Origin of the sequence: Chromobacterium vaccinii, assembly GCF_000971335.1 — a bacterium.
Taxonomy (GTDB): domain Bacteria; phylum Pseudomonadota; class Gammaproteobacteria; order Burkholderiales; family Chromobacteriaceae; genus Chromobacterium; species Chromobacterium vaccinii.
The window spans coordinates 1-9,663 of the sequence record NZ_JZJL01000084.1; the positions used below are offsets into that span (position 1 = coordinate 1).

12 protein-coding genes are annotated in these 9,663 nt (G+C 66.6%); 5 read left to right on the forward strand and 7 right to left on the reverse strand.

The window, feature by feature from the left end; all coding sequences use genetic code 11:
* From VL52_RS22045 to VL52_RS22075, 7 genes are all read right to left on the reverse strand, one after another.
* A partial coding sequence (locus tag VL52_RS22045) for a hypothetical protein (RefSeq protein ID WP_046159056.1) occupies positions 1–235 on the reverse strand: 235 nt, incomplete at its 3' end.
* 37 nt (positions 236–272) lie between these two features.
* Complete coding sequence (locus tag VL52_RS22050; protein WP_021475296.1) at positions 273–656, reverse strand: hypothetical protein; 384 nt, start codon at positions 654–656, stop codon at positions 273–275.
* The gene (locus VL52_RS22055) at positions 650–1,966 is read right to left on the reverse strand and encodes a FliI/YscN family ATPase (RefSeq protein ID WP_046159057.1); all 1,317 of its coding nucleotides are present in this window, start codon (positions 1,964–1,966) and stop codon (positions 650–652) included. Before VL52_RS22055 ends, VL52_RS22050 begins: the two co-directional genes overlap by 7 nt.
* A complete protein-coding gene (locus VL52_RS22060; protein ID WP_046159058.1) occupies positions 1,953–4,013 on the reverse strand; it encodes an EscV/YscV/HrcV family type III secretion system export apparatus protein in 2,061 nt (686 codons plus the stop codon). The genes VL52_RS22055 and VL52_RS22060 overlap by 14 nt, the downstream gene beginning before the upstream one ends.
* The gene (locus tag VL52_RS22065; protein WP_046159059.1) at positions 4,000–4,377 is read right to left on the reverse strand and encodes a type III secretion protein; all 378 of its coding nucleotides are present in this window, start codon (positions 4,375–4,377) and stop codon (positions 4,000–4,002) included. The genes VL52_RS22060 and VL52_RS22065 overlap by 14 nt, the downstream gene beginning before the upstream one ends.
* 263 nt (positions 4,378–4,640) lie before the next feature.
* Positions 4,641–5,627 carry a hypothetical protein gene (locus tag VL52_RS22070; protein ID WP_046159060.1) on the reverse strand — a complete coding sequence of 329 codons (987 nt, stop codon included), beginning with the start codon at positions 5,625–5,627 and terminating at the stop codon, positions 4,641–4,643.
* 1 nt (position 5,628) lies between these two features.
* A complete protein-coding gene (locus VL52_RS22075) occupies positions 5,629–6,069 on the reverse strand; it encodes an InvB/SpaK family type III secretion system chaperone (RefSeq protein WP_046159061.1) in 441 nt (146 codons plus the stop codon).
* Positions 6,070–6,370: 301 nt separating this feature from the next.
* Between VL52_RS22075 and sctR the strand changes: the two genes are divergently transcribed.
* The 5 genes from sctR to VL52_RS22100 form a co-directional block, all read left to right on the forward strand.
* Positions 6,371–7,018: a type III secretion system export apparatus subunit SctR gene (gene sctR / locus VL52_RS22080; RefSeq protein ID WP_046159062.1), complete on the forward strand. Its 648-nt coding sequence runs from the start codon at positions 6,371–6,373 to the stop codon at positions 7,016–7,018.
* A 10-nt stretch (positions 7,019–7,028) separates the two neighbouring features.
* Positions 7,029–7,298: a type III secretion system export apparatus subunit SctS gene (gene sctS, locus VL52_RS22085; RefSeq protein ID WP_021475303.1), complete on the forward strand. Its 270-nt coding sequence runs from the start codon at positions 7,029–7,031 to the stop codon at positions 7,296–7,298.
* Positions 7,299–7,300: 2 nt separating this feature from the next.
* Entirely contained in the window at positions 7,301–8,080 is a 780-nt protein-coding gene (gene sctT / locus VL52_RS22090; RefSeq protein ID WP_046159063.1) for a type III secretion system export apparatus subunit SctT, read from the forward strand.
* On the forward strand, positions 8,077–9,141 hold the full coding sequence (locus tag VL52_RS22095) for an EscU/YscU/HrcU family type III secretion system export apparatus switch protein (protein ID WP_046159064.1): 1,065 nt from the start codon (positions 8,077–8,079) through the stop codon (positions 9,139–9,141). The genes sctT and VL52_RS22095 overlap by 4 nt, the downstream gene beginning before the upstream one ends.
* Positions 9,125–9,663, forward strand: a 539-nt coding sequence (locus tag VL52_RS22100) for a lytic transglycosylase domain-containing protein (protein ID WP_052729470.1), incomplete at its 3' end; no start/stop codon positions are given. The genes VL52_RS22095 and VL52_RS22100, both read left to right, overlap by 17 nt.

Consider the following 9,663-nt stretch of genomic DNA (forward strand, 5'->3'; position numbering starts at 1 on the left):
GCAGATCGGGATGGGCGCGAGCGCTCGCGGGGCTGGATGGCGAGGCGTCGGGCGGGTCGGCAAGCGGCGGCGCGAACTGCGGCCACGGCGAGAGGGAGGGGGTGGGAAATTCCTGTTGCGGCTGCGCGTCGTCCAGCAGCGCGCGGAAGCGCTGCGCGCCGCGGCGGTCGGCATGGGGTTCGTCGCGGTCGCGCGATGACGCGCGGCTGGCGGCGGAAGGGGGTTGCGCTTGCATGGTCGTGCCTTCTGTTGCGGTTTAGAGCGGGCCGGCCTCAGGCATCCTTGTCGGATTCGTCGTCCAGCAGCGCGCTTAGCTTTTCCTGTTCGCGCAGATTGCGCAGCAGCATGGTTTCCTGCTCGGCGCGGGTTTGCGTCAGCCGCAGCCGCTCGGCGGCCAGCTCTTCCAGCTGGCGCTGCAGGGATTGGTCTTCTCCTTCCAGCCGGGAGAGCGCGGCGCGTAGCTTTTCCAGCTCGGTCTGGTCGAACTGGCCGCTGCGCGCGGCCTGGAGCCGCCATTCGGCGTACAGCGCATGGCGGCGCTCATGGATGGCGTCCCGGCGCGCGCACAGCTTCAGCTCCTCGTCCGCCAGCCGGACCAGCGCGGCGCGCAGGCTGTTTTCGCGGCGGCGCTTGATGCACAGCAATTGGCTCAGCATGGCACCCCCGCGGCGTCGCCCAGCTCCGCCAGCGTGCGGGGGAGCGCGAATCGCTCATCCACCGCTTGGCGCAACAAGGCGTTGATCGGCGCCCGGCGCGCCATGGCGTCGTCGGCGTCGGCGTCCTGGCCCGGCTGGTATTCCCCCACCCGGACCAATAGCTCGATCTCCCGCCAGGCCGCCAGTAGCTGGCGCAGCCTGGCGGCGGCGGCGCGGTGGGGCCCGGCGCAAATCTGATGCATGACGCGGCTGACGCTGGCGAGCACGTCTATCGCCGGGAAGTGGTTGGACTCGGCCAGCTTGCGCGACAGCACGATGTGGCCGTCCAGCAGCGAGCGCACCTCTTCCGCCAGCGGGTCGGCCTTGTCTTCCATCAGCACGGTGTAAAAGGCGGTGATGCTGCCGCGGGCGGCCGGGCCGGCGCGCTCCAGCAGCCGGGGCAGCCTGGCGTACAGGCTGGGGGGATAGCCGCCGCCCACGATAGGCTCCCCGGCGGCCAGCGCCACCTCGCGCACGGCGCGGGCGTAGCGGGTGAGGGAGTCCACCAGCAGCAGCACGCGCTGGCCGCGGTCGCGGAAGTGCTCGGCGATGGCGGTGGCGGTGGCGGCCGCCTTGATGCGCTCCAGCGCCGGGCGATCGGAGGTGGCGACCACCACCACGCTCTTGGCGCGCGCTTCCGGACTGAGCACATGCTCGAGAAATTCGCGCACTTCGCGGCCGCGCTCGCCGATCAGCGCCAGCACGACGATATCGGCTTCGCTGCCGGCGCAAAGCATGCCCAGCAAGGTGCTCTTGCCGCAGCCGGCCGGGGCGAAGATGCCCAGTCGCTGGCCGACGCCGACGGTGAGGGTGGCGTCGATGGCGCGCACGCCGGTGGGGAGGATGGTGTCTATCACCTGGCGCTGCATGGGATCGGGAGGCTCGGCGTCGATGTCGCGCCGGGTTTCTATGCCCGGCGGCGGCAGGCCGTCCGCCGGCCGGCCCAGCGCGTCCAGCACCCGGCCCCGCAGCGCGTCGCCGACGCCGATGTCGGCGCGGCGTCCGCTGGGCTGGACCAGCATGCCGCAAGAGAGGCCCAGCGGTTCGCGGTAGGGAGAGAGCAGCGCCTCGTCGCCGTCCAGCCCCACCACTTCTGCCGGGTCGCCGTCGGGCAGAAAGCACAGCTCGCCCAGTCCGGCGCCCGGCAGATGGGCGCGCAGCAGGGTGGCGCCGACTTCGGACAGGCGTCCCTCCAGGCGGCAATCGCCGCCGGCGGGCGGGGGCGGAGGCTCGATGGCGTCCAGGATGGCGTAGTAATCAGGCAGGCGCATGGCCTTCTCCTATCAGTTCGACGTGGCCCAGGATCTTCAGCTCGGCCTCGTCGCCCAATTCCTGGAACGACAGCACCGGCACCGAGAACAGATCGCGTTCGATCAGCTTGCGCACGAAGCGCCGCACGTCGATGGCGGTGACCAGCGCGGCGCCGCCGGCGCCGCTTTGCTCCAGCGCGGAGCGGATTTCGCCGACGATGGCCTGGTTCTCTTCCGGCCCCAGCGCCGAGTAGGAGCCGGCCGAGGTCTGGCGGATCGATTCGCGTATGGTTTGCTCGATGTGGCCGCCGATGACCCACGCGCTGATCCAGGGCTGGCCGCGGCGCTGGCGGCCGACGATGTGGCGGCGCAGCGCCAGCCGGGCGTATTCGGTGAGCATCACCGGGTCTTTCTCGCGCGGGGCCCATTCCACCAGGGCCTCGAATACCGCGCGCAGGTCGCGGATGGACACGCCCTCGGCCACCAGCCGCTGCAGCACGTCGGCGATGCGGCCCACCGGCAGCTGGCGCTGCAGCTCCTTCACCAGCTCGCCGTAGCGCTGCTCCATCTGGTCCATCAGGTAGCGCGCCTCCTGCACGCCGATCAGCTCGGCGGCGTAGCGGTCCAGCGCCAGCGATACCAGGTGGACGACGCGTTCGTGGTCGCGGTGAACCGTCAGACCCAGCTTGGCCAGGCCGGCGGCCTGTTCCGGCGCCACCCATTGCAGGGTGAGGCCGCCGAAGGGCAGGGCGTCGCGCGCGGCGGCCTGGGGCACCGGCGCGCTGGCGGAGTCCAGCAGCGGCAGCGGGCGCAGCTCCAGCTCCAGCACCGCCTCCTGGTAGAGCAGGAAGGACAGATGGCGTGGCGGCAGGCCGGCATCCACCTGCAGCAGGATTTCCGGCAGCGGCAGCCCCAGTTGCTCCAGCTTCTGCTGGCGCAGCTCGGCCAGCGCCCGCGCCAGGGCGGTGTCGCGGCCAAGCTCGGGATGCACGCGCAACAGCAGCGGAATGGCGCCTACCGGAGGCGGCGCGGCGTCGTCGCCGGCGTCCTGGCCGCCGCTGCCGGCGTCGCCGCCGAAGCCGCCAGCCGTCTCGCCGGTCTTGGCCCGCCGGGTCACCCAGGCGGTGCCGGCGGCCACCATGGCGGCCATCGGCAGGAATACCAGCGCGGGGAAGCCGGGCAGGCAGGCGAACAGCGCCAGCACCGCCGCCACGATCCACAAGGCCTGGTGCTGGCGCATCAGTTGCGAGGACAGCTCCTGCGCCAGGTTGCGGCGGGTTTCTCCCGGCACGCGGGTGACGATGATGCCGGCGGCGATGGAGATCAAGAGCGCCGGGATCTGGGCCACCAGGCCATCGCCCACCGACAGGATGGCGTAGGTGGCGGCGGCCTCGCCGGCGCTCATCTCATGCATGAACACGCCGACGGCGATGCCGCCGAAGATGTTGACCAGGATGACGATGATGGAGGCGATGGCGTCGCCCTTGACGAACTTCATCGCGCCGTCCATCGCGCCGTAGAGCTGGCTTTCCTTCTGCACCAGGAGCCGCTGCTGCCGCGCCTGGCCGGCGTCTATGATGCCGGCGCGCATGTCGCCGTCTATGCTCATCTGCTTGCCGGGCATCGCGTCCAGCGAGAAGCGCGCGCTGACTTCGGCCACGCGCTCCGAGCCCTTGGTGATGACGATGAACTGCACGATGGTGATGATGGCGAACACGATCAGTCCCACCGCCAGATTGCCGCCGATGGCGAAGTTGCCGAAGGTGTAGACCAGCTCGCCGGCGTCGTGCTGCAGCAGGATCAGCCGGCTGGTGCTGATGGTGAGCGCCAGGCGGTACAGGGTGGTGATCAGCAGCACCGAGGGAAAGGCCGAAAACTCCATCGGCTCGCGGATGTACACCGCCATCATCAGCAGCGTGATGGACAGCGCCAGATTGATGGCGATCAGCACGTCCACCAGCAGCGTGGGCAGCGGCACGATCATCATGAAGATGGCCAGCAGCAGCATGGCGGCCAGCACCACGTCCTGCCGCGCCTGCAGGCCTTGCAGCCAGTTATTGAGCTTCATGGCGGCCCTCCGCGACGCGGTCCAGCAGCCGGCGCTGCTGGCGGGAAATCCGGGCCCACTGCTCGGCGCCGCTGTCCCGCGGCATGGTCGCGGCCAGCCACAGGCAGCCGCGCGCGAGCCAGGCGCGCAGCGGGACGCCGTCGCCGGCCTCCGGCTGCAGCAGCGCCAGCAGGCGCAGCAAGGCGGGCCGGCGCCTGGCCTCCGGCAGCGGACGCGCCAGCGACAGCAGGGCCCGCCCGTCCAGCGATTCCAGATAGAACACGTCCTGCCCCTGGCGCAGCGACAGCCGCAGCGCGGCCGGGATGGCGCTCTCGCCCATCAGGCGCAGCCAGAGCTCGGTTTGTCTTTGCCATTGCAGGTCCATCGTGCGCTTCCTCATGCTTGATGGCCGCATCTTGCTGCAGGGACGGGAGCGGGTGTATCGGGTGAAGACCTGAGGTCGTCGAGCGGGGATTTTCTATGGCGAGGGAACGTGGGGGCTCGCCTGTCAGGATGCTAGCCTACGTGGTTTGGGCGTAAGTAAACGGCGCGGGCAGGGCCAGGCCTGTCCGCGCCGTATTGGGCAAGGTCATGCAGGTGGATTTCCGCGCTCTCGGCATCGCCAGGGCGCGGCATCCAGATCATGCGCTACTTGGTCGGCGTGAAGCGCTGCCGGACATCGGAGGAACGAACGTCGGCTTCTTGGGTGCCGGGCAGGCGGCGCTGTTGATGATTGCTGGAGGGAACTTGGAGGCCGGCTCCATGGTAGCCGGCAACATGCGGCTGGGTGAAGCCGCTTTTCTTCAGTTCGTTGCTTAGCGTTTGCGCAAAAGGCTCTGCCGTGACTATTTTTCGGCCGATAAGGCCCAGGAAACCACCGCGTTTAGTGTTCGGTTGCGCTGCTCGCGTTAAATCGTCGGGATGGAATGATGTTGGCTTTTTGGTGTCGGCGCTGTAGCAGGCAGTGACGCGGATATCATTGAATGCTTTATTCAGTCCGCCATCGGTCAGTTGGCGAGTTAAGTCTGCCGCGGTAACCATACCTTGCTCGCACTTCTCGTCCGCAGCCAGGATGCTAAGGCCGTGGCCTCCATGACCCAGGACATACAGCTTGTCTTGCCCAGGACGTAGCCGGGATAGCTCCTGTCCATTTTCATTGCTGCGAATCTCTACTTTTCTGAGTGTGTCCGCTCGTTGGAGCATTTTATCGGCTGAGCTTACGTAGTGGTCGAATTTACTCGGCCCCATCTGGCTGCGTAGTTGTTCTGGCGTCAGGTTTTGATCCCGAAGCACGCGCGCCATCAGCTGAAGCGAATCGTTGCCCAATTTTTCCAGATCGTTGGCGGTCTCCTGCCGTAATTGTTCTAGCTTGGTGTGATCCTGATCATTGCGTGCGATTAATGGATATAGGGTTTTGTTATTGATGTCCCGAGGGTGATTCTTGCCAGCGGTCATCATCAAAATGTCTTTCTCAGCAAAAGGAGCGTATAGAGCGCCAGCCTTTTGCGACGACGGTCCCGGCAGCGGGCTGCTGCTCGCTCCGGTTGTCTGACCGACTTGCGGGCTAGAGGCGGCTTGGGTCGCTTGGATGGGTAGGGCGCTTTGCGCGCCGTTGATGCCTAGCGGTCCGGGCATATCAGTTTCCTTTCAATTCAAGAGCCTGGCAGAGCCGGCCAAGTTGCGCGGCGAAGCCTTGGAATACCGTCAGCAGGCCATTGTCGCGGCGCAACTGATCCAGATTGATCATCGCCTTCCATTCGTAACCGTGTTCGCCGATGCCCAGCGTGGGTTGGCCGCCTTCCACGCCTTCGACGGCAGTCGTGAGGATGGGCAATACCGCCGCTGCGCGATCCCGCAGCCAGTCTTCGTTGAACTGCGGCAGCAGGCTCCATATCCAGAGCCTGTCGTCCAGCGCCGACAACATGACGTCGGGCAGATCGTGGATTTGAATGGCGATGGTGCTGTGCGCATCAAGGGCCGCCATTTGAGAGGCTGGCAATCCCAGTTGCGTTGCCATTTCACGCACCATTTCATCCAGGCTCCTATGCGAGCGCTCGGCGAGAGACATGGCGTTCATTCGCTTTCTCCTGCTTGAATAAAGCCGTAATGGGCTTTGTGAGGGTGGGTGAAGGAAAAAGCCTTATCCATGCGGGACGGGCATGGTTTTGAAGTCGTTTCCAGTCCTTGCATCAGCGGGAGTTTGTGATCTCAAATGAACGTTTGCTTTGGAAAAATGCTTCTGCCTTCTTTAATTCGCCAATTCGCGGAATGCGAGGGCATGCGTGGAAGCATGCTGCGCCGGGTTCAGGTGTTGGCCTGATGGGGGACGATGCGGTCCGGGCAGACAATGGGCGCCATGATTCCTCGGGAGCGCAACCATGGCACTCACAGACCAACCGGTACAACTGATCGCTTTGCTGGCGACTTTGTCGCTGCTGCCGCTGCTGGTGGTGATGGGCACGTCGTTTCTCAAGTTGGCGGTGGTGTTTTCCCTGCTGCGCAACGCGCTGGGCATCCAGCAGATTCCGCCCAACATCGCGCTCTACGGCCTGGCGCTGATCCTGTCCTTGTTCATCATGACGCCGGTGGGGATGGCGGTGCAGGACAAGCTGGCGGTTTCGCCGGCCCAGCCGCAGGCCAGCCTGCTGGCGCGGCTGTCTGATGACACGCTGGACCCATACCGCCAGTTTCTGAAAAAGCACGCGGCGCCGGCGCAACTGCGCTTTTTCCGCGACACGGCGCGCAAAAGCTGGCCCGAAGCCGTCCGCACGCGGGTGAGCGACGATTCGCTGCTGCTGCTGATGCCGGCCTTCGCCGTCAGCCAACTGATCGAGGCGTTCAAGATCGGCCTGCTGCTGTTCCTGCCCTTCATCGCCATCGACCTTATCGTCTCCAACGTCTTGCTGGCGATGGGGATGATGATGGTGTCGCCGATGACGATATCGATGCCGTTCAAGCTGCTGGTGTTCGTGCTGGTGGGCGGCTGGGACCGGCTGCTGGGCCAGCTGCTGCTGTCCTACCGTTGAGGAGAGAGGCATGGGACAAGCCCAGATCGTTCAGCTGGCCAGCGAGTTGCTGTGGCTGGTGCTGATCCTGTCGCTGCCGGTGGTAGTGGTCGCGTCGGTGGTCGGCGTGCTGGTCGGCCTGGTGCAGGCGCTGACCCAGGTGCAGGACCAGACCGTGTCGTTCTTGATCAAGCTGGTGGCGGCCTGCATCACCTTGGCGTTGACCCACCACTGGATGGGCCAGGCGTTGTTGCGCTATGCCGAGCGCAGCTTCGATCTGATCTCGCGCATGGGGAGCTGAGCATGGACCAGCTCAATCCCTGGTGGCCGTTGCTGGGCGCGGCGATGATGCGCCCGCTGGGCGCGATGCTGCTGTTGCCGCTGTTCAGCCCGTCGATGCTGGGCAGCGCGTTGATCCGCAACGCGCTGGCGCTGATGGCCACCTTGCCGGCGCTGCCGCTGTTGGCGCAGCTGGCGTTGCCGGACCCGATCCAGGCGCCGGCCGCCTATGCGCTGCTGTTGGCGAGCGAGCTCGCCGTCGGCCTGTTGCTGGGGTTCTCCGCCGCCATCCCGTTTTGGGCGGTGGACATGGCCGGCTTCGCGCTGGACACGCTGCGCGGCGCGTCGATGGCGGGCGTGCTCAATCCGCTGATCGGCGGGCAGTCGTCGCCGATGGGCGCCTTGTTCTCGCAGCTGGCGGCGGTGCTGTTCATGGCGCTGGGCGGCTTCCACGCCTTTCTGTCGGCCTTGTACGCCTCTTATCAGCAATTGCCGCCCGGCATGGGCTGGCACTGGTCCAGCCAGTTCATTCCCTTGCTGCAGCGGCAGTGGCAGATGCTGTACACGCTGGGGCTGGGTTTCGCCATGCCGGCGCTGGTGATGATGGTGCTGGTGGATCTGGCGCTGGGCCTGATCAACCGCTCGGTGCAGCAATTGAACGTGTTTTCGCTGTCGATGCCGATCAAGAGCCTGGTGGCCTTGTTGATGCTGATCATCGGCCTGCAGTTCGGCTTGTCCGACGTCATTGCCAGCTTTGAACGCTTCGACGGCGGCCTGGCGCGCGTGCTGGAGCCGGGACGGTGAGCGAGAAGACCGAACAACCCACCGCCAAGCGGATACGCGATGCCCGCGAAGAAGGGCAGGTGGCCAAGAGCCAGGAAATCGGCGCGGTGGCGCAGCTGGGGCTGATCCTGCTGTGGCTGGTGGCGGAAGGCCCGGGGTTGCTGCGGGGCTTGGGCGGGCTGATGACGTCAGCGGTGGCGGTGTCGAATCTGCCGCTGCAGGCGGCGCTGGCGCAGCTGGTAGGCGAGGTGGCGGCGCTGATGCTGCGCTTCGTCTTCGGCCTGGCCGGATTGCTGACGGTGGCCTTGCTGCTGGTCGGGCTGATCCAGTCGGGCTTTTTGTTCGCGCCCAAGGCGCTGATGCCGTCCGGTGAGCGCATCAACCCCTTGTCCAACGTCAAGCAGATGGTGTCGGCGCGCACGCTGTTCGAGCTGGGCAAGATGCTGCTCAAGGTCGGCGTGCTGGGACTGACCTTCACCTACCTGATCAAGCGCTACGCCGCGTCGTTCGCCCATCTGCCGCAAGCCGGGCTGGAGGCCGGGCTGATGGTGTGCGTGCAGATGGCGCAGTGGATGTGGGCGGTGCTGCTGGCCTTCACCGCGGTGTTCGCGGTGGCGGATTACGCGATGCAGCACCACCAGCTGCGCAAGCAGCTGATGATGTCGCGCGAGGACATCAAGCAGGAGTTCAAGAATTCCGAGGGCAGCCCGGAGGTCAAGCAGCGCCGGCGCGAGCTGCACCGCGAAGTGCAGAGCGGCAGCCTGGCCGGCAAGGTGGCCAAATCCTCGGTGGTGGTGCGCAACCCTACCCACATCGCCGTCTGCCTGCGCTATGAGGCCGACGACACGCCGCTGCCCCAGGTGCTGGAGTATGGCCGCGACGAAATGGCGCGGCGCATCGTGGCATTGGCCGAGGAGCAGGGCATTCCGGTGGTGGAGAACGTGCCGCTGGCGCGCGCGCTGGTGGCGTCCACCCGGCCCGGCGATTACATTCCCGAGCCGTTGTTCGCCGCCGTGGCGCAGGTGTTGAGCCTGATCCGCGACCGTTTGCAAGAGGAGGATGACGATGAAGCCCCTGTATAGTGCCCTGCTGTGGCTGCTGTTTTGCGCGCCGGCCGGCGCGGAGGCGCTGCAATGGTACGCGGTGCCGGCCGACCCTGCTCCGTCCGCGCCGCTGGCGGCGTCGCCGGCGGTTGGGAACGAGCCTGCTGCATCCGCCGCGCCGAAGCCGCTGTCCTCTTCCGCCCAGCGCTATCGGCAGCTGATCGACGACGTGGCGCGCCAGCATGCGCTGGACCCCATGCTGATCCACGCCGTGGTGCAGGTGGAGTCGGCCTACCGGCCGGAGGCGGTGTCGGGCAAGGGGGCGGCGGGGCTGATGCAGCTGATGCCTGCCACGGCGGCGCGTTTCGGCCAGACGGCGCTGTATGATCCCCGCGCCAATCTACAGGCGGGCGCCGCCTATCTGGACTGGCTGATGAATCGCTTCGGCGGCCGCCTGGACTTGGCGCTGGCGGCTTACAATGCGGGAGAGGGCGCGGTGGCGCGCTACGGCAACGCCATCCCGCCCTATGCCGAAACCCGGGACTATGTCCGCAAGGTCAT

Coding starts and splice junctions, on each gene's coding strand:
- VL52_RS22050 (WP_021475296.1), bottom strand. CDS start 656: ATGCTGAGCCAATTGCTGTGCATCAAGCGCCGCCGCGAAAACAGCCTG.
- VL52_RS22055 (WP_046159057.1), bottom strand. CDS start 1,966: ATGCGCCTGCCTGATTACTACGCCATCCTGGACGCCATCGAGCCTCCG.
- VL52_RS22060 (WP_046159058.1), bottom strand. CDS start 4,013: ATGAAGCTCAATAACTGGCTGCAAGGCCTGCAGGCGCGGCAGGACGTG.
- VL52_RS22065 (WP_046159059.1), bottom strand. CDS start 4,377: ATGGACCTGCAATGGCAAAGACAAACCGAGCTCTGGCTGCGCCTGATG.
- VL52_RS22070 (WP_046159060.1), bottom strand. CDS start 5,627: ATGCCCGGACCGCTAGGCATCAACGGCGCGCAAAGCGCCCTACCCATC.
- VL52_RS22075 (WP_046159061.1), bottom strand. CDS start 6,069: ATGAACGCCATGTCTCTCGCCGAGCGCTCGCATAGGAGCCTGGATGAA.
- sctR (WP_046159062.1), top strand. CDS start 6,371: ATGGCACTCACAGACCAACCGGTACAACTGATCGCTTTGCTGGCGACT.
- sctS (WP_021475303.1), top strand. CDS start 7,029: ATGGGACAAGCCCAGATCGTTCAGCTGGCCAGCGAGTTGCTGTGGCTG.
- sctT (WP_046159063.1), top strand. CDS start 7,301: ATGGACCAGCTCAATCCCTGGTGGCCGTTGCTGGGCGCGGCGATGATG.